Raw genomic sequence first — 19,231 nt, 5'->3', positions numbered from 1 at the left:
CTGACCGTCGGTTTGTCGCGGTAACCTTGTCTCGACGTTGCCGCCGACAGGAGCCAGAATGGCCCGCAGCGAGGAGAACGGGCGATGGCGAGACGCACGATTGGTTTGGCGTTGGGCGGCGGCGGAGCCCGCGGCTGGTCGCATATAGGAGTTCTCGAAGCGCTTCTGGAGGCCGGCATAGAGCCGAAGATCGTTGCGGGGACGTCCATGGGCGCGCTGGTCGGTGCGGCCTATGCCGGAGGCGTGCTTAGCAGGCTGAAGGACTGGGCGGAGGCGGTTGATTGGCGCGCGATCGTCGGCCTTCTCGACGTGCAGATCGCCAATGGCGGGCTTGTTGAAGGCAGCCGCATCCTGCGGCTTTTGCAAGATCTCGGCATCGGAATGGCCATCGAAGACCTGCCGATGAAGTACGCGGCGGTGACGACCGATTTGGCCGACGGCCGCGAGATCTGGCTTCAGACGGGTCCAGTGGATGTCGCGGTTCGGGCGTCGATCGGCCTGCCGGGCATTTTTAGCCCGACGCTCGTTGACGGGCGGTGGCTGGCAGACGGAGGGCTCGTGAACCAGGTTCCGGTGTCGACCTGCCGGGCACTTGGCGCCGATTTCGTCATTGCCGTAAGGGTGAGCGATGGTCTGCTGACGAAACGCGCCGCGAGCCTTACGCCAGGCTCGTCCGAGGACGGCCCGAGCGAGGGGCGAAGACGGCTTGACGATATGCTCGCCCAAATGCCTGGCCCTCTGCGCGACCAGGCCCGGCGCATACTTCCGCAACTGCTTGCCCGCGGGCCGCGATCGCCGGGCTATTTCGATGTTATGGCGAATGCGATCAACATCATGCAGGACAGGATCACTCGCTCACGGCTTGCCGGCGAGCCGCCCCACGCGATGATATCGCCACAAGTCTCGAACATCGCACTCCTTGATTTCCACCGCGCTGCCGAGTCGATCGCTGCCGGCCGCGCGGCCGCTCTGAGTGCGATCGCCGGCATAAAGGCGCAGCTTGCGCTCTGACCGCCAGTCGCCGTCCACGGTTGCCAGACTGCGGCTGCGAGCGCGCGCAATTGTCCGAACGTCAAGTCGAGGCGGTGTCGCTCCGCCCACAGCAACTTGTGTAACCGGCGGTCCCCAGTCGGTAAGCACGCAGGAGTAGACCGCCGTTCCATCAACCATCCCTGTTCCGCTGTGGCTCGCATCCGCAGCATCTTGCCGCGGGCCACTCTTGTGGCGGACAATGGGCGCGGATTTCCTTTTGGAGACATCGCGGCCCATGAAAAAGCTTTGGCTCAGACCTCGCGCGGGACCGCCGCATGACTGATCCGCGCGAGCCGCATTTCGTCGAACAGGAGCGCGCGCGCCAAGCTGCGTTCTTTCGTGAAACCTTGCCCGGCGAGTGCGGGTTTGACGGCTGCGATTACCGCCTGCCTCCAGACCGCAGGCTGTCGAACCTCAATCCTGGAATCCGCGATATCGCCGAGCGGTATTTCACCGAAAACGCCATTGCCTGGCACCAGCATGCCGCTCATGGTCTCTCCTCGCAGGTCGCCTGCCTGAATTTTTTTATGCCCTTGGCAACCCGTCCGGACGTCCTGGCCAGACTGGTTCGGAGCGTCGTTGGCGGCGGGCTTCCCGAAATGCTGGAGGTCGAAAAGGGACCTGATGGCAGGCCCTGGTTCGTCGGATTCGAATGGATCGGCCGCAAGGACTACCTTAACGAATGGCCGCGGACCGGATCGCCGAAACGTGGCGCCAATGTCACCAGCGCCGACGCAATCCTTCGATTCCGGCAGGCAGGGCGGGTCGAAACCTTGCTGATCGAGTGGAAATACACGGAGTCCTATGGGACACCGCCCGAACCCAAGCGGGAGACGGAGCGTCTTCGCCGGTACCAGAGCATCGCATTTGCGCCGTTCGGCCCGCTGCGGAGCGATGCCGGGTTAAAACTTACCGACCTGTTCTGGGAGCCTTTTTACCAGCTCTTCCGCCAGCAGATCCTCGCCGCGCGCATGCAGTCCGAACAAGAGGACGGGACCGAACGTGTCCGCGTGCTGCACATTGCGCCGGCGGCGAACAAGCGGCTTCGACGCGTCACTTCGCCTGCCCTGCGCGCCTTTGGCGACGATGCATTCACGGTCTACAGCGGACTGCTGGCCGATCCCGGAAGTTTCATCAGCCGTTCCACCGAACACGCTTTTGCGCCGTTGGTAGCCGATGCTCCGGCAGGAGATTCCTGGGCCGACTATATTCGCCGGCGGTATCATTTCGTGCCAGCCGAGAATGCCTGACGCGGCTGTCGAATCATGGCCTACTCGATATCGAAGGAGACGCCCTGGGCCAGCGGCAGGGCTTTCGAGTAGTTCACCGTGTTGGTGGCGCGGCGCATGTATGCCTTCCAGGCGTCAGAGCCGCTTTCGCGTCCGCCGCCGGTCTCCTTCTCGCCGCCGAACGCGCCGCCGATCTCCGCACCCGAGGTGCCGATGTTGACGTTGGCGATGCCGCAGTCCGAGCCGTCGGCGGACAGGAAGCGCTCGGCCTCTTGCACGTTCAGCGTGAAGATGGACGACGACAGGCCGGCCGTCACCGCATTGTGCTGCGCGATGGCGTCGTCGAAGTCGGAATACTTCATCACGTAGAGGATCGGCGCGAAGGTCTCTTCCAGCACCGGACCGGCCTGCTCAGGCATCTCGACGATGGCCGGCTTGACGTACCAGGCGGTGTCCTTGCCGGCCCCGGCCACGCGCTCGCCGCCGGTGACGGCCCCGCCTTCGGCCTTCGCTGCCCCGAGCGCCTTCTGCATGGCGTCGAATGCGGCCTTGTCGATCAGCGGTCCGACGAGGGCGGAGGTCTCGAGCGGATTGCCGACCGAGACCGACTGGTATGCCTTTTTCAGCCGCGGCACGAGCTGGTCGTAGACGCTCTCGTGCACGAACAGGCGGCGCAGCGTGGTGCAGCGCTGGCCGGCCGTGCCCATCGCGCCGAAGGCGATCGCGCGCAGCGCCATGTCGAGATCCGCCGAGGGGCAGACGATGCCGGCATTGTTGCCGCCCAGTTCCAGGATCGAGCGGGCGAAGCGCTTCGCAAGCCGCGGTCCGACCTCGCGGCCCATGCGGGTGGAGCCGGTGGCCGACAGCAGCGCCACCTTCGGATGATCGACCAGCACCTCGCCGGTCGCCCGGTCGCCGACGAGAACGGTGGAGAGGTTAGCCGGCGCGTCGCTGCCGAAGCGGGCGACAGCCTTGTCGAGGATCGCCTGGCAGGCAAGCGCGGTCAGCGGGGTCTTCTCCGACGGCTTCCAGACCACGGCATTGCCGCAGACGAGTGCGAGGGCGGCGTTCCACGACCAGACGGCGACGGGGAAGTTGAAGGCGGAGATGATGCCGATCACGCCGAGCGGATGCCAGGTCTCCATCATGCGGTGGCCGGGGCGCTCGGTGGCGATGGTCAGGCCGTACAACTGGCGCGACAGGCCGACGGCGAAGTCGCAGATATCGATCATCTCCTGCACCTCGCCGAGGCCCTCGGAGGCGATCTTGCCGGCCTCGATCGAGACGAGGCGGCCGAGATCGGCCTTGGCGGCGCGCAGTTCCTCGCCCAGCAGCCGCACCAGCTCGCCGCGGCGCGGGGCGGGCACGAGACGCCAGGCGTTGAAGGCCATGTGCGCGGCATCGATGGCCTTGCCGGCGTCGGCGGCCGACAGCAGCCTCAGCCGTGCGATCTCCTCGCCGCTGACTGGGCTGAAGGAAGCCATGTCCCCACCATTCCATGCCTCGCGCGCAACCCCAAGCCGATCCAGGATCACGGCAGTCTCCAGCTTCACGTCAACGCTTGTGCCCATCGTCGTTTCTCCACCGTTCGTTTTGCTTCGTTGCGGCGTGACCGCCATGATCTCAGAAGTCGACCGAGCCGAGCAGGCCTGGCGAGGGTGCCGCCTTCAGGGAAGCCGCCAGCCGGCGCAGTTCGGCCGGCGTGCAGCGTACGTAGTCGTTCTGCGGCCTACCGCCAATCCCTTGCTCCCGCTGTAGCCGCCCCGATCTGGCGAACCCTGTCGTTTTGCTCAGTCCACGGCGAACGCGAACATGGAGGTCGATGTGCAACCGAGTTCGCTTTTGTACGGTTCGTCGCCAATGGTGAAGTCGAAGACGTCGCCGCCGGCTTGCACCCAATGCGCGATGGCCCGGTCGAAGATCAGCAATCCGGGCGAAAAGTCCGAGTAGCGAGCGTAGTCGCAGGCCAGGATGATGTAGCGAAAGCGGCTGCTGTCGATCAGGCCGAAAAGCATCGCCACGGTGCGGCCATCATGGGTCAGGCGCAATGTACGCGACAGACCCGACAGGTCACCGCGCGTTGCCACCTCGGTGTAGAATTGCAGGCCGTGATCGAGCTGCAGCGGGTCGTTCTCGAACCGGCCGCGCCGAAATTCCTGCGCCTGCACGAAGATATCGCCGATCGCTCCCCCGTGAACGACCTCCAGCTCGAGCCGGCCAAGGCGGCTTGCCTTGCGCGCCAGATCTTTGCGCCGGCGCGCGCTGAAATGCCGCGCCCTGCCGTTGGGGTCGGGCATCGCTACGGGCATCGAATGCGCGCTGAACGCAAGCGGCTTCGGATCGGCGCCGAGCAGCAAGCGCCATTCCGCCACATGCTCCTGGCGCACCGGCGCGATCGTCACGGGTCCACCATTCATCGCCGCAAGCAGCCTTGCGGACGCGTCTCCCCCGGTCGCCAATGCCTCGGGGCGGATGACCGGGCATGCGTAGTCGGTGACGCCCAAAAACGCGTATTCGACCGACGTCCCGGCATGGACCAGAGGCAGGATCATCTGCAGCCCGCCGGACGCCCGGTCGCGGCCGACGACGATGTGCGGCTCGACGCCGTGTGCCGGTGCGAGGATGCGATAGAACGGATCGAGCCAATCCGGATGCTGGAAGGCGGTGGCATTCGACGTCCGCAGCAGCTCGCGATATTCGGCCGAACGGAAGTCGAAGCGGCGGACGACGGTGAGGTCGATCACGGTCGCGCCAGCCCCCTCAGCCTGGCCAGGAGCCCCTGTTGGCGCCGCAGGACGGGATCGCTCATGGAGATCGGCCCGCGGTCGGGCGTCCCGGTCGCCAGGATGGACCTCCTCAGCAGATCGTCCGCGTGGAGCTGCGTCTGGCGCCGGTCGGGATGGGTTTCGCGCTCCAGCGCACGGCGGGACGAGTGTTTGGGATTGGTGTTGATCTCGTATACCTGGGGCCCGCCGTCGACGATCGAGAAATCGGCGCGGCCATAATCGATGCCGGCGATTTCGAAGGCCCGCCGAAGCACGTCCTCGTAGAGATTCTCCTCGACGAAGCGCCGCTCGTTCGCGAGAAAATCCCGGTAGCGCGGATGGCCGCGAAGCCGCGCCTTGTCTTCCACGTCCTTGGCTACCCATTTGAAATCGACGACGTTGTGGTGGCCGATGACGGCGTCCCCGACGCGGTAGGTGGCGAAGCGCTGCCAGACGCCAGGATCGATTTCGTCGCCGGCGTATTCAATCACCAGCTTTCCGACCAGGGGCACGCCCGATCGCTCCATCCGCGCGATCGCCGCGTCGAGGTCGCCCTGGTTCGCGATCAGTTCGAGCGAAGTCGAGTCGTGGTCGAATTCGCTGCGGATGAATACCGGGAAGCGTTCCGGACTGGGCTTGGTCTCGCAGCGCCATGCCGAAAAGCGGTTGATCCCTTCCCGCCTCAAGGCCACCAGCAGATCATGCCGGAAGCGTACCCGCGCGGGATGATTCAGAACAACCGCGCCGCCCTGCTCGAGCAGGGCGGCGACCCTGGCCGCGAGCGAGAGTTCGAATCTCGAGAGGCGTTCGTGGTCGGTGAAGATCCAGGTTCCGCCCGGCAGACGCTTCCTGGTGAAGAGCGTTTCGTAGCTCCACTGGCGGCAACGGCTTCTTCCGAGGTCGGCGATCAGGCGACGCAGCGTGTAGCGATGCGATCTCGTGGTGACGAAATTGATCATTGGGCGGGCTGCTGCAGTCGGCCGGCCGGCATGCGGCCTTGCTCGTGGAGCACGCTTTCATAGAGCTTCCCGGTAAGCGCGACCGACCGCTGGATGGTGAAACTCTTCACGCGCTCCCGGCCAAGGGCGGCCAGTCTTTCAGCGACGCCGGGATCATCCAGAACCACGAATATCCGCCTTAGCAGATCGTCCCGGTCACCTGCCTCGGCGAGCGACACGGCGGGCGGTTCGCCCGCGACGTCGACGATGCCGCCGACCCGATAGGCGACCGCGGGAACGCCCGAAGCCATGGCCTCGATCAGCACGCTGCCGAAGACTTCGCGGCGCGACGGCAGGATCAGAACCTCGCTCATCATCAAGGCTACCCGGACCGCGGCCGGAGGCAGGAAGCCGGTAATACTCCAGCCGCCTTCGAGACCGCAGCGGCGAAAAGCGGCCTCGAGCTTCGGGCGGTCCGGTCCGTCCCCGCAGATCAGCAGAAAGACCTGCCTGCGCGCCAAGGCGTGGACCAGATGGGGGAGATCGCGCCAGCCCTTTTCCGCGCTGATGCGTCCGACATAGCTGACGATCCGCCAGCCCTCCGGAATGCCGTGCCGCAGCCGAAAGGAGCGGGCAGCCTCCGGATCCAGAACCCGCTGAAACTCCTCCACGGCCACGGCATCCGGGATGACGACGATCTTGCTGCGGGGGACGCGCAGCACGGCTTCGGCGGTATTCGCAGCGCTGTCGGTGAGCGCGACGACCCGGTCGGCGCGGCGCATGGCCAGCCGCTCGATCCACAGCGTGATGTCGAACGGCGAGCCTTCCAGCCGCAGCGCCCGCTGCAGCCCACCCCAAAGGGCGGTGTTGAGGGATACCACGACAGGAAGTCCCGTTCGCGCGAGCACAAGCACCAGAACACGGCACCAGACGGAGTGGTTGTAGTGGATGTGGACAAGATCATATCGGCCGTGGTCGCGAGCCAGCAGCCGCAGGACCCCTAGCGCCCAGCCGAAACCAAGGAGGGAGCCTGCCAGGAAGCCGGGAAGCCAAGGACCGACGGACAGGAACTCCGCCTTCTCGAAGAGACCCTGTCGGCGCGGGCTGCCGGGAATATGTGTGGCGGCCACCGTTTGCCGGATGCCGGACCGATCGATCCCTCTGGTCAGCACGAATGTCTGGATCTGCAGCCCTCCCACGGGATCGAATGCGACCGGCCACGATCCCTCGCGGTGAAAATGCGGCGTCAGGCGCAGAATTCTCATCTCTCGGCGGGGCGTCATCTTGCTCTCATCGGCGATCTCAAAAGCCCGTTCCGTACCGATAGAGATTGGAGGAATGTCCGAGAAAGCCCGCGATGCGGCCGAAGATCCAGCCCGCCGTCCTTGCCGTGGGCACAAGCGTCCTGCCGCCGGAAAAGGGTATCGCCACGAAGAGCAAACCCATTCCGATCAGGCGCCCAGACGTCACGACCAGCACACGCGGCAATTCCCTTGTCCGTCCGGTCCGGTTGATCTTTGCGCGAACAGAATTCTTCGACTGCTCGCTCGCGCGCCAGAATTGATACCTCAACGTTGCACGCTCGGGCGAGATCGTCTCGAACACAACGGCATCGGGCGACCAGGCCGTGCGAATGCCGTTGGCAACCGCATCGCGGAAGAACTTGGTATCGCTGCCCCCCGAATACCGCAACGAGTTGTCGAAACGCAGACCGTGCTCGGTGAAGAGAGCGGCATCCGCAAACCAGTTGTTGGTGAGTATGGTGGTCTGGGCGCCAGCGTGTCGCATCCTTGCGCGCGCCTTGCGCTCGACGGCATCGTAGCGGCTGCGTATGCCGGCCTCGATCATGCGGCGATAGAAGGTGCCACCGGTGCTAAGAGGTCCCGCCCTGACCGGCCCTCCGATCAGTCGGGCGCCGGTGCATCGATAGGTCGACCAGAGTTGCATGAACCAATCGGGGGCCACCGTTTCGTCGTCGTCGACAAAACATACGATTTCGGCTCCTTGAGAAACCGCAACCGCGACGGCCGCGTTGCGGGCGTAGGGGATGCCGATTTCAGGCTCAAGCCGGTATTCCGCGTCGCCGAACCGCAGACCCGACCGAAAATGTTCGACACTGGTCGCGTTCAAATCCGTGTCGTCATTTTCGATCACCACGAAAACAGGGCTTACGCCGGTCGGAAATTCGAGATGCGCCCACGATCGAAGGAGCGCACGCAGCATCTTCGGGCGGCGGCGGGTGGCGCAGCAAATGGCCACCACCATGGATGCCTCACGGCCATCGACCCCGTCGACTGACGCTGCTGGCTGACGATCGTTGGCTTTCATCATCCTCGTTTTTGCCGGCAGTTTGCCATTCGACTGAGGCAAGATCATCAGCCAAGACCATCGCCGGGTGCTCGCTGCCATCGGCGCCGGTCAGGCCGCACGACTGGGCGCTTCAGGCACCTGACGCTCCGATTGACTGCTCTCTATCGGATCAACGGCTCCGCTCCAATGCCGGCGGCTCGTCTATCGGTCCGTCGCGCGGGGTTATCCCGTAGAATTCCGATGCATGGGCTTCGGATATCTTGCCGTCGGCGAGATCGGCGCGGATGCGCGAGGCGTCGCGTGAATGCGGTGGGCCATATCCGCCGCCGCCGGCCTGGTCATGCCGGATCAAGGTTCCCTTTGTGATGCGCAAGGTGACTTTTCCCGGCAGCGGACGCAACTCGCCGCCGGCGTCGGCGATGTGGTTGCGGGAAGGCGCGCCCGGCAGGCCGCCGAACAACCCGTAGGGCGGATGGTCGGTGCGGTCGGCGCGCAATTGCAGCACGGCCTCGTCGGCCAGCAGGCGGTAGGAACGCGTCAGCCCCAGCCCGCCGCGATATTTTCCGGCGCCGCCCGAATCGTCGCGCAGGCCGTATTGCTCAACCCGGATCGGATAGCGTGACTCCAGCGTCTCGACGGGCAGGTTGGACATGTTCTGCGACGGGTTCGTCACACCCTCGATGCCGTCCTGGTCGAACCGGCCGCCCCAGGCGCCGTTGATCATATCGACCAGGATGAACGGCTCGCGTTCCTCTCCCTGGTAGCCTCCGATGGCGACGACCGTATTGCCGCCTTCGCCGGCAGCCATCACCTTGTGCGGCACGATCTGCGCCAGCGCACCCATCACCGTGTCGACGACGCGGTAACCAGTCAGCGCGCGGGCAGCGACGGCGGCCGGCATACGAGGGTTGAGGATCGAGCCCTCGGGCGCGGTCACCGTTATGCATCGATAGACGCCGGCGTTGTTGGGCACGTCACTGTCGAGCGCGCAGCGGACGGTCAGGTAGGTCGAAGACTTGACGAAGGAGAAGGTCGAGTTGATGGCGCCCCTGACCTGCGGCGATGAGCCGGTGAAATCGACATGCAGGTGGTCGCCCCTGATCGTCAGCGTGCAGCGGATGGGAATCGGGTCCGGCGAGAAGCCGTCCCCGTCGATGTAATCGGTAAAGCTGTAGCTGCCGTCCGGCCAGGAAGCGATCGCCTTGCGGGTGAGTGCTTCGCCGTAGTCGATCAGCCGGTCGAAATAGCCCTCAAGTTCCGCACACCCGTAACGCTCGAAGAGCCTCAGCATGTCGCGTTCGCCGAGGGCGCAGGTTGCGTGCTGGGCGTCGAGATCGCCAAGCACAAGCTCGGGCAGGCGCACGTTGGCGCGGATCAGCGAGAACAGCGACTCGTTGCGCATCCCGCCCTCGAAGAGCTTCATCGGCGGGATGCGCAGCCCTTCCTGGAAGATCTCGGTCGAATCGCTGGCGTTCGAGCCGGGAACCCGCCCGCCGACGTCGCAATGATGCGCGATCACTACCGTGAATCCGCACAGCGCGCCATCGAAGAACGCCGGCTTGAACATGAATATGTCGGGCAGATGCATGCCGCCGGCATAGGGATCGTTGAGGATCACCACGTCGCCGGGCGCAAGGTCTCGCGCGAAGCGGTCCATGACGATGTCCATCGCGTCGGGCACCGCGCCGAGATGCAGCGCGACGGTCTTGGCCTGAGACAGGATGCGGCCCTGCCGGTCGCAAATCGTCACGGAGTAGTCGAGCACGTCGCGCACGATCGGTGACCGAGCCGTCCGCATCATCGCATAGGCCATGTCGTCGACGATCGTGTCGAGTGCGTTCTTGAGAACGGCGAAGGTGATCGGGTCGAAGGCGGTTTCGGCCATGGTCTGCCTCCTCAGGCGAGCGTGACGAGCAGGTTGCCGGTCCCGTCCGTATCCGCTGTTGCCCCGACGGGGATAACGATGGTGCAGTCGTCGCTCTCCACGATGAGTGGGCCGATGGTCGAAGCGTCGAGGCCGGCCCGCTTGAGGACGGGAGCGTCGATCCAACCCTGCTCCCTGCCGAAAAAGGCGCGGCGGGTTTGCCGTCCGGCGCCACCGGCCAGGCGCGGGCGTCGCAGCGACGAAAAATCGAGCACCTGCCCATCTCCGCGGGTGGCCGCGAGACGGACAGCCACGATCTCGACCCGGTCGTCCGAGGCATATCCATAGGTCTCACGATAGGCGTTGAGGAACGCGCCGCGCAGCGCGGCGGCCTCAGGCGCCACGGGAAGCGGCACCGGAAGCGACGCTTCCTGCCCCTGGAACCGCATGTCGAGCGAGAACGCGAAGTCTAGCGCAGCCGCGGCATGACCTTCAGTGGCGAAGGCCTTGCGCGCATCGTCCTCCATCTCGCGCCGCGTCGAGATCAGTGCCTGTATGTCGAGCCTGTCGAGATAGTGGGCGAAGGATCGCAGGAAATGATGTTCGAGACGGCTGGCGAGCATGCCCGCCGCCGTGAAAACCCCGGGCGTGGCGGGAAAGAGCACGCGCTTCATGCCGAGCGTCGTCGCCACGTCGCAGGCGTGCACCGGTCCCGATCCTCCAAAGGCGAGCAGCATGAAATCGCGCGGATCGAGCCCGCGCTCCACCGTCACCGCGCGGATGGCCCTTGCCATATTGGCGTTGACCAGGTCCCGGATGCCCTGCGCCGCATCGTCAACCGTCAGGCGGCCGGGCTCGGCGATATGACGCGCAATCGCGGTCCGAGCAGCTTCAGGGTCGAGTTGCAGCGATCCGCCGCCGAGCTTCGTCGGCAACAGGCCGAGCGCCACATTGGCGTCAGTAACCGTGGGCCGGTCGCCGCCGAGCCCGTAGCAGGCCGGCCCCGGCAAGGCGCCCGCGGAGACGGGGCCGACGCGCAACAGGCCGCCTTCGTCAAGCGAGGCGATTGAACCGGCGCCACTGCCGACCTCCGCGACATCGACAGTCGGGACGCGCATCATGTAGCCGCCCGCCTTGATGAAGCGGCTGGGCGTCGAGATGCCGTCGCGGAATTCGTATTCGTGGGTGCGGCTGACATCGCCGCCACGCACCATGGTCGCGGAAGCCGTGGTGCCGCCCATGTCGAAGGCGATCAGGTCGGCGCATCCGATGCTCATGCCGAGCCGAGCCGCGCCCACCGCGCCGGAAGCCCGACCGGAGGTAACGAAGAAGACCGGCTTCGCCTGGGCGACGGCGGCCGTCGAGAGGCCACCGTTGGAGTTGCCGATCAACAGCGGCGCATCGAGGCCGATCGCCCGCAATTCCTGTTCGAGCCGCTTCAGATAGCCGCGCAGCGTCGGCACGACATAGGCATTCACGACCGTGGTGGAGCAGCGTTCGTATTCGCCCATCGACGGCAATACGTCGACGGACGCCGTGACCGGGAGGCCGGGAAATGCAGTCGCGAGCACGCGGGCGGCCGCCTGCTCGTGCGCGGGGTTCACGTAAGAATTGAGGAAGCAGATTGCGATCGAATCGATCCCCTGGCCGACCAGGAGGCGACCGGCTTCCAGGATCTCGCCCGTGTCGAGCGGTTCCAGCACGGAGCCGTCGGCCGCGATGCGCTCCTTGACTTCGATGCGCCAGCGCCGCGGCACCAGCGGCTCCGGCTTCCTCCAGGACAGGTCGAACATCGTCGGCGTCCGCACCCGGCCGATCTCGAGAACGTCCCGGAAGCCGGCGGTGGTGATCAGTCCGCAGCGCGCGCCCGTCTTCTGAAGCAGCGTGTTCGACCCGACCGTCGTTCCATGCAGAATCTCGGACACGGACGCTGGGCCGATCGCGGCCTGCGCGAGAAGCGTCCGGATGCCCTCGATCACCGCGAGTTCGGGCTGAATCGGCGTGGAGGCAATTTTCAGGGCGACGGTTGAACCGTCGCCAACCAGCATCACGAAATCCGTGAAGGTTCCCCCGACATCAACTCCGATCCGGACCGTGCGAGACATTCATCACCATTGCTGACATTCAACAAAGTTGTGGGCGCTTCGCTCGGCGTTTGTCAATCGCCAATTGTCAGCAATTTTAGTTGCGCGCGTTTCTGGTCCCTCGTATGAGGAGAGGACATCAGGAATTTTGCGAGAATCAATGGCGAAGCTCACCAGCTTGAAGGCGGAAAAACGCCAACTCGACCGACGTGCCGCGGACCACATCCGCTCACATATCCTGGACGGAATATTTCCCGCCAACAGCCGGCTCCTGGAAACCCAGCTCTCCGAAGAACTCGAGGTCAGCCGCGGGACCGTTCGCTCCGCGCTGGCGCAGCTTGCCAGCGAGGGGCTGGTCAAGCAGGTCGCCTTCACCCGCTGGGAAGTATCGGGCTCTTCCACCACGGATGGGTGGGAGATCTACACGCTGCGCGGCGCGCTGGAGGGGCTGGGCGCAAGCCTCGCGGCAGCTAATGTCACCCCCGAGGACGCCGGCCGGCTGCGCACGATTGGCTCCGAACTGCTTCGGGCAATCAGCGAGCGGCGTTTCCAGGACGCCACCGACATCGATTTCGATTTGCACGCCGCCATCATTGCGCTGGCGCGGCACCGCCGTCTTGCCGAGCAGCACCGACTGATCATGCACCAGGTGCGGTTCCACATGGTGCAGTCCGGCTTCTTGCCCAAGGACTATGACGGGCTCATTGCCGAGCACAAGGAACTGATCGAGGCGGTGATCGCCGGAGACGCCGACCGCGCCGAGCGCCTGGCGCGAAGCCACAACGAAGCCGAAGTCAGGCTGCTGACTGCGTCGCTGCAGCCGGGCGTCCAGCCGGGTCGCATCGCCGCCGAAAGCGTCTGAACGGCAAGGCTCATGTCGATCGCGCAGCATTCCCCCAGCATCGCATTGCAATTGCGCGCGGTCGACGAGGTTGCGGTCGCCATGCGCGACATCGCTCAGGGCGAAACGCTCGCGCCGTTTGCGTTCGTGGCGCGCGAGCCGATCCCGTTCGGACACAAGGTGTCGCTGGTTTCGCTCATGCCGGGTGCAACGCTGCATCGGCTCGGGCAGCCGATCGGCCTCGCCACCGAGGCGATTGCGGCAGGTGCGCATGTCCACACGCATAATCTCGGCTTCGAACAATCGCTGGCCGAGCGGCGGATCGGCACGCGGCTGAGCAATGCGGCGCTTGTACCCGCTGCGGACATCCCGACCTTCCGCGGTTTCCTTCGGGCGGACGGGCGGGCCGGCACACGCAACTATGTCGGCATCCTGACCTCCGTAAACTGCTCGTCGCTGGTGGCGCGGATGATCGCCGATCATTTCCGCAACCCCGCGGCGCTCAACGATTTCCCGGGCGTTGACGGGGTGGTGGCGCTGACGCACAAGTCCGGCTGCAGCGTCTCGGAGGGCGGGCGTTCCATGGGCATGCTCCGCCGCACCCTCGGCGGCTATGCGCGGCATCCGAACTTCTGCGGCATCCTTCTGGTCGGGCTTGGCTGCGAGGACAACCAGATCGCGGCGCTCATGCGCGACGAGAACTTGGTGGAAGGGCCGCTCTTGCGCACGCTGGTGATGCAGGATCTCGGCGGCACGCGCGCCAGCGTGCAGGCCGGCATCGCCGCGGTCGAGGAGATGCTGGCCATCGCTTCGCGAGCACGCCGTGAGCCGATCCCCGCCAGCGAGTTGACGGTCGGGCTGCAATGCGGCGGCTCCGACAGCTTTTCAGGCATCACGGCCAATCCCGCTCTCGGCGCCGCCGTCGACCGGCTGGTCGCCTTCAGCGGCACGGCAATCCTGTCGGAGACGCCGGAGATCTACGGCGCCGAAAACCTGCTGCTCGAGCGGGCGGTGAACCGCGAGGTCGGCGAGAAGCTGATCGGCCTGCTCTCCTGGTGGGAAGATCACACCCGCGACGAACCGGCCGGGCTCGACAACAATCCATCGCCGGGAAACAAGGCGGGCGGCCTGACGACAATTCTGGAAAAGTCGCTCGGCGCCGTCGCCAAGGGAGGCAGCACCAACCTCGCCGACGTTATCGCCTATGCGGATCGGCCGGTGACGCGCGGGCTGGTCTTCATGGATTCCCCCGGCTTCGATCCGATCTCTGCGACAGGCCAGGTCGCGGGCGGCGCGAATCTCATCTGCTTCACCACCGGCCGCGGTTCCTGCTTCGGCTGCCGTCCGGCTCCGTCGCTGAAGCTCGCGACCAACACGCCGATGTTCAGGCGCATGGAAGACGACATGGACATCAACTGCGGCGAAATCCTCGACGGCTCCGCCGGAGTGGACGAGATGGGCGAGCGGATCTTCCGGGCCATGCTCGCGACAGCGTCCGGCGCGCCTACCCGAAGCGAAATGCTCGGCTACGGCGAGGACGAGTTCGCGCCCTGGCACGTCAACGCCTGGCTCTAGGAGTAGAATGAATGCCTATCATCCGGGTCGAGTTGCTGGAAGGCCGGACCGTCGAGCAGAAACGCGAGTTCGCCGAGATGGTGACGCGCGAAGGCGCCCGCATCCTGCGCTGCGCGCCTGAATCCATCAATGTCGTCTTTGCGCGCGTCGCGCGCGACGACTGGGCGGTCGACGGCAGGCTGATGAGCGATCCGAAGCAGCAGGGCGCTACTTCTTCAGTGCGGCCGCCAGATTGGGGCTGAGAATCGCGACATCGCCGGCGAAATTTTCCAGCGCCTTGCCGATCGCGGCGAGGTCGCAGCCGGCGCTGTGGCCGCGCGCGTAGCCTTCCACCGCATCGCTGCCGGGGTATCGCCCTTCCGGGTGGCGATAGAGGTCCATGCCGGCGATCGCCAGCCGGCGCGGCCTCAGAGCCGCGGCCACCGCGATCATCAACGCGCCGTTGGTGGGAATGACGGGCGCGCGCAGATCCGCGACCGCTGGCGACAATTCGTCGGCGAACAGATAGCCGGCGGGCGGCGGTCGCAGCGCGAGGAGATGCTGCGTGAGCACCAGGCGTCCGATGGAGGCTCGCGGGAAGATCAGAACTGCCTTTGAACCTTCGGGCGGCAGATCCGGATCGGCGGTGAACACGGCGGCCGGCAGCGTCATCCTGCCGCGTGCGCGCCAGGTCCAGTTTACGCGAAAGAGCGTTGCGTCGGCATAAGCGCCGACAGCGGGATCTTCCGAGGTCGGGCCGTTGCCGAGGCACAAGATAGTGTCGGGCGAGCCGAGCGCTTCGCCGAGCGCTGTCATGGTAGCGATCCGACGCGCGCCAAGAAGAGGGAGCAACGTCGCAGCCAAGCTGCCGAGCACACCGCCGTCGGGTTCGCGCAGGCGAGGCAGTCCGTCGATGGCTTGGGACACCGTCTCCGGCTTGGCGCTCGCATCGATCACGAGTGCCATGTCCTGCTTGCGGCGAAGCGCACCCGCCAGCGCCGGCTTCGCCACCACGCGCTCGTGGCTGAAACGCCGCTGCGCGGCCTCGCGCTCGACCTCGGGGACAGCGATGATCAGGCGATAGTCGGCGCGCCGGCGAAGCGCGGCATCGACGACCGGCCAAATCGCCTCGACATGGCGCGCGCTGCCGTCGAGCAACACTGCCGGGCGCCTGTCGGGAGGCTGGCCGGGTGGATCAGCGATACCGAGCCAGGCGGCGAGATTCACCGTCCCGTCCTCGGGCCGCGCGGACCGTCAGGCATAGTTGATGTACATCGTCTTCTTCTGGAAATACGCGTCCAGACCATACTTGCCGTCCTCGCCGCCGATGCCGCTGTCGCGAATGCCGGCGTGATGGGCGTGGACCGCATCGCCGCCGGGGCGGTTGACGTAGATTTCGCCGAATTTCAGCTCGCGCACCAGCCGCATCATGCGGCGCATGTCCTTCGTGAACACATAAGCGGAGAGGCCATAGCGGGATTCGTTGGCAAGGCGCAGGCCCTCGTCGAAATCGCCGACCGTCATGATCGGCACAACCGGTCCGAATATCTCGTCCTGCATAATGCGCATCTGGTTGTCGTTCACCGACATGACGGTCGGCTCGAACCAGTGTCCCCGCGCGAATTCCTCTCCGCGCATCCGCCCGCCGCCCGTCAGGATCTCCGCCCCCGCCTGAGTGGCCTGGTCGACCATGCGCTCGACCTTTTCGAGTTCCGGTTTGCTGAATTTCGGGCCGACATCGACCAGTGTCGTCGGGTCGCCGACCTTCAAGGTCTTGACCGCGTGGACGAAGCGCTCGGTGAACTCGCCGGCAACCTTCTTGTGGACATACATGCGCTCATTGCAGATGCAGATCTGGCCGCAATTCTCGAAACGGGAAAGCACCGCCGCGCGAACCGCCGCGGGGATGTCGGCGTCCTCCGCGACTATGAAAGGCGCCTTGCCGCCGAGTTCGAGCCTCAGCAGCTTGAGGTCATCGGCCGAGTTGCGGAAAATCTCCTTGCCCGCCCGCACGCTGCCGGTGAGCGTGATCAGACGCGGGATCGGATGCCGCACGAGCGCAGCGCCGATGCCTTCGCCGGTGCCGCTGACCACGTTGATGACGCCGGGCGGGAAATCGGCCTGGACTGAAAGCTGTGCAATCTCGAAGGCGGAGACGGGCGTGCCCTCATGCGCCTTGACCACCACCGTGTTGCCGGCGACCAGAGCGGGACCGATCTTGCGGCACATCAGGGCGGCTGGATAGTTCCAGGCCGTCAGGGCAAGCACGACTCCATGCGCGACGCGCTGGATCCAGATCTGCTCGTCCGGCATGTCGGAAGGAATGATGTCGCCGGTGATGCGGCGCGCTTCCTCGGCCGCATAGGTGAGGTAGAGGGCCGCACCTTCGATCTCCCCGCGCGCCTCCTGGATAGGCTTTCCCTGCTCCGCCACCACGATGCGCGCGAGCCGCTCGCGGTTCTCCAGGATCAGGCGTCCGAGATCCCTGAGCAGCTGTCCGCGCGAAGCCGGCGGCATTGCTTCCCAGGCCGGTTGGGCGGATCGCGCCGCGACCAGCGCGCGGTCGGCGTCGTCCGGACTGCCGTTCGGCACGGAGGCGATCACCTGTTCGGTCGCGGGGTTCTCGACGTCGATCCACTCCTTGACCGTGGACTCGACCCACTGTCCGCCGATGAAGTGCTTGTAGCGATCCGCGCCTTTCACGAGTTCTTTCATCGCAGGCATGCTTGGTCTTCTTTCTTGGATGTATCGAAGGAGGTTGCGTGCTCAGCCCGCGGGCAGGCGGAGCGGTTGATATCCCATCATTTCGGGCAACCAGAGCGTGATGCCCGGAAAGAGCACAAGTACAAGAAGCATTGCGATCAGGACGGCGAGGAATATCCACAGCTCCTTGGTGATGTCCGCGACCTTGATCCCTGAAACGCCGGCGATGAGGAAGACGAGTTCGCCCATTGGCGGCGTCACCAGGCCGATCATCATGTTCACCACCGACACGACGCCGAAATGAACGGGGTCGATTCCCAGGCTGATGACCGTCGGCATGAGGATCGGCACGATGATCAGCAGCATCAGAAGCGTGTCCAGGAACGCGCCGAGAACGAGGAACAACAGGTTCACGATCAGCAGGAACATCAGCGGCGGCATGTCGAGCGAAGAGAGCCAGACCCCCATATGCGAGGGAATCTGCTCCGCCGCCACGATCCAGTTCATGACCAGCGCTCCGGCAATCGTCACCGCGACGATCCCGGTCGAACGGGAGGATTCAACCAGCACCTTGTAGAGGTCGGCGAAGGAGAAGGAGCGGTACCATAGGAAGGCAAGCAGAAGGCCGAACATCGCGCACACCGCCGCGGCCTCCGTGGGAGTGAACGCGCCGCTGTATATGCCGCCGAGCATGATGGCGGGGATCATCAGAGCCGGGAGCGCACTGAAGGTCGCGCGCACCGCTTCGTCGATCGTCGGCGGAACTTCGGTCGGAAAGTTTCGCCGGCGCGCGAGATAGACGACCACGCCCGACTGGGCGGCCGCCAGCAACAGACCCGGTATGATGCCGCCGATGAACAGGTAGCCGATCGAGGTGTTTGTCACCACGCCATAGAGGATCATCGGGATCGACGGCGGAATGATCGGTCCGATAATCGCCGATGTGGTGGAGAGCGCCGCGGAGAAGCCGGGCGAATAGCCGGCCTTCACCATCATGTCGACCTCGAGCTTTCCCGGGCCTGCCGCGTCCGCAAGCGCGCTGCCGCTCATCCCGGAAAAGATGACGCTGGCGACGATGTTCACATGGGCAAGGCCGCCGCGGAAACGGCCGACCATCAGGTTCGCGTACTGGAAGAGACGATCGGTGATCTTCGAGGCGTTCATGATCTCCGCCGAGAAGATGAACAGCGGCACCGCCATCAGGACGAAACTGTTGAAGAGGCCGTTCAGGCTCTGCGACGCGACGAGGCCGATATCCTGACCCGTCATGAACAGATACACGATCGCCGAGGCGAGCATTGCGTGGCCGATCGGCATCCCCAGGAAGGACCACGCGAAAAAAAGGATGAACATCACATAGGCGGCGCTGCTCATGGCGTAGCCCTAGAGTTCCGCACGCCACTGGCGACCCAGCAGGCGGCGAACGCGGATCGCAGCCTGAACGACGACCGCCAGCATGAAGATGACGAAGCAGGAATAGACGATGTCCATCGGAAGCTTGAGCAGCATCGTGGTGCGCCTGCCCAGAAACAGCAGATAGTCGACGACACCCGGCATGGCGGCAAGGAAGACCAGCCCGAGAGTAGCCGTATTGAAGAGGGCGACCGCCCGGCGGGCGCGTGGCGGAAATCTGTTGTAAAGCAGGTCGAACAGGATCTGCCTGCGCTCGCTGACAAGGATCCCGCAGCTCCAGAAGATGACCCAGATATAGGCTATGGAGCACAGCTCCAGCGACCAGGAGACCGGCATGTTGAATACATACCGGCTGACGATCTGGATCATGAATCCGAGGAACATGACGGCGAAGAGAAATGCCGCCATGCCCTCGCTGAAGCGCATCCACAGGCCGAGCCAACCCCGCGGCTTGGCGGGCTCGGGGCCCGCCTCCGCAATGTATTCCTGTACGCTCAC

At 65.2% G+C, this 19,231-nt stretch carries 17 protein-coding genes; 5 read left to right on the top strand and 12 right to left on the bottom strand.

The window, feature by feature from the left end:
* Window positions 1-84 precede the first annotated feature (84 nt).
* Complete coding sequence (locus tag ABLE71_RS04485) at window positions 85-1,011, top strand: patatin-like phospholipase family protein (RefSeq protein ID WP_348782153.1); 927 nt, start codon at window positions 85-87, stop codon at window positions 1,009-1,011.
* A 272-nt stretch (window positions 1,012-1,283) separates the two neighbouring features.
* Here ABLE71_RS04485 and ABLE71_RS04480 read toward each other — a convergent pair whose 3' ends face one another.
* Window positions 1,284-1,523, bottom strand: coding sequence for a hypothetical protein (locus ABLE71_RS04480; RefSeq protein WP_348783730.1), 240 nt, complete (start codon window positions 1,521-1,523; stop codon window positions 1,284-1,286).
* On the opposite strand from ABLE71_RS04480, the gene ABLE71_RS04475 reads away from it, so the two are divergent.
* On the top strand, window positions 1,419-2,282 hold the full coding sequence (locus ABLE71_RS04475; RefSeq protein WP_348783659.1) for a hypothetical protein: 864 nt from the start codon (window positions 1,419-1,421) through the stop codon (window positions 2,280-2,282). The two genes, ABLE71_RS04480 and ABLE71_RS04475, sit on opposite strands and share 105 nt — an antisense overlap.
* Before the next feature lie 20 nt (window positions 2,283-2,302).
* Here the strand turns inward: ABLE71_RS04475 and ABLE71_RS04470 are convergent, their stop codons facing one another.
* The 7 genes from ABLE71_RS04470 to ABLE71_RS04440 form a co-directional block, all read right to left on the bottom strand.
* The gene (locus ABLE71_RS04470; RefSeq protein WP_348782152.1) at window positions 2,303-3,832 is read right to left on the bottom strand and encodes an aldehyde dehydrogenase family protein; all 1,530 of its coding nucleotides are present in this window, start codon (window positions 3,830-3,832) and stop codon (window positions 2,303-2,305) included.
* 219 nt (window positions 3,833-4,051) lie between these two features.
* Entirely contained in the window at window positions 4,052-5,005 is a 954-nt protein-coding gene (locus ABLE71_RS04465) for a GNAT family N-acetyltransferase (RefSeq protein WP_348782151.1), read from the bottom strand.
* Window positions 5,002-5,985 carry a hypothetical protein gene (locus ABLE71_RS04460; RefSeq protein WP_348782150.1) on the bottom strand — a complete coding sequence of 328 codons (984 nt, stop codon included), beginning with the start codon at window positions 5,983-5,985 and terminating at the stop codon, window positions 5,002-5,004. The genes ABLE71_RS04465 and ABLE71_RS04460 overlap by 4 nt, the downstream gene beginning before the upstream one ends.
* Window positions 5,982-7,247: a glycosyltransferase gene (locus tag ABLE71_RS04455; RefSeq protein WP_348782149.1), complete on the bottom strand. Its 1,266-nt coding sequence runs from the start codon at window positions 7,245-7,247 to the stop codon at window positions 5,982-5,984. The genes ABLE71_RS04460 and ABLE71_RS04455 overlap by 4 nt, the downstream gene beginning before the upstream one ends.
* A gap of 19 nt (window positions 7,248-7,266) precedes the next feature.
* Window positions 7,267-8,295: a glycosyltransferase gene (locus tag ABLE71_RS04450; protein ID WP_348782148.1), complete on the bottom strand. Its 1,029-nt coding sequence runs from the start codon at window positions 8,293-8,295 to the stop codon at window positions 7,267-7,269.
* Window positions 8,296-8,443: 148 nt separating this feature from the next.
* Window positions 8,444-10,159: a hydantoinase B/oxoprolinase family protein gene (locus tag ABLE71_RS04445; protein ID WP_348782147.1), complete on the bottom strand. Its 1,716-nt coding sequence runs from the start codon at window positions 10,157-10,159 to the stop codon at window positions 8,444-8,446.
* Between the two features lie 11 nt (window positions 10,160-10,170).
* Entirely contained in the window at window positions 10,171-12,243 is a 2,073-nt protein-coding gene (locus tag ABLE71_RS04440) for a hydantoinase/oxoprolinase family protein (protein ID WP_348782146.1), read from the bottom strand.
* Between the two features lie 139 nt (window positions 12,244-12,382).
* On the opposite strand from ABLE71_RS04440, the gene ABLE71_RS04435 reads away from it, so the two are divergent.
* Genes ABLE71_RS04435 through ABLE71_RS04425 form a run of 3 tightly spaced genes read left to right on the top strand, consistent with a single transcriptional unit; the run spans window position 12,383 to window position 14,880 of the window.
* Entirely contained in the window at window positions 12,383-13,084 is a 702-nt protein-coding gene (locus ABLE71_RS04435) for a GntR family transcriptional regulator (RefSeq protein WP_348782145.1), read from the top strand.
* 12 nt (window positions 13,085-13,096) lie between these two features.
* Complete coding sequence (locus ABLE71_RS04430; RefSeq protein WP_348782144.1) at window positions 13,097-14,638, top strand: altronate dehydratase family protein; 1,542 nt, start codon at window positions 13,097-13,099, stop codon at window positions 14,636-14,638.
* Between the two features lie 11 nt (window positions 14,639-14,649).
* Complete coding sequence (locus ABLE71_RS04425) at window positions 14,650-14,880, top strand: 4-oxalocrotonate tautomerase (RefSeq protein WP_348782143.1); 231 nt, start codon at window positions 14,650-14,652, stop codon at window positions 14,878-14,880.
* On the opposite strand, the gene ABLE71_RS04420 is transcribed toward ABLE71_RS04425, so the two are convergent.
* The 4 genes from ABLE71_RS04420 to ABLE71_RS04405 are packed head-to-tail and all read right to left on the bottom strand — an operon-like array spanning window position 14,846 to window position 19,231.
* Complete coding sequence (locus ABLE71_RS04420; protein WP_348782142.1) at window positions 14,846-15,844, bottom strand: hypothetical protein; 999 nt, start codon at window positions 15,842-15,844, stop codon at window positions 14,846-14,848. The genes ABLE71_RS04425 and ABLE71_RS04420 overlap by 35 nt on opposite strands.
* A gap of 27 nt (window positions 15,845-15,871) precedes the next feature.
* Window positions 15,872-17,341, bottom strand: a complete 1,470-nt coding sequence (locus tag ABLE71_RS04415; RefSeq protein ID WP_348782141.1) for an aldehyde dehydrogenase family protein — start codon at window positions 17,339-17,341, stop codon at window positions 15,872-15,874.
* 42 nt (window positions 17,342-17,383) lie between these two features.
* Window positions 17,384-18,694 (bottom strand): TRAP transporter large permease, encoded by a 1,311-nt coding sequence (locus ABLE71_RS04410; RefSeq protein WP_348782140.1) that lies wholly within the window; start codon window positions 18,692-18,694, stop codon window positions 17,384-17,386.
* A gap of 9 nt (window positions 18,695-18,703) precedes the next feature.
* Window positions 18,704-19,231 carry a TRAP transporter small permease subunit gene (locus tag ABLE71_RS04405; RefSeq protein ID WP_348782139.1) on the bottom strand — a complete coding sequence of 176 codons (528 nt, stop codon included), beginning with the start codon at window positions 19,229-19,231 and terminating at the stop codon, window positions 18,704-18,706.

Origin of the sequence: Mesorhizobium sp. KR9-304 (assembly GCF_040049215.1) — a bacterium.
Taxonomy (GTDB): Bacteria; Pseudomonadota; Alphaproteobacteria; order Rhizobiales; family Rhizobiaceae; genus Mesorhizobium_K.
The sequence above is the reverse complement of the archived record's forward strand: the minus strand, read 5'-3'. Positions and strand labels throughout refer to the sequence as shown.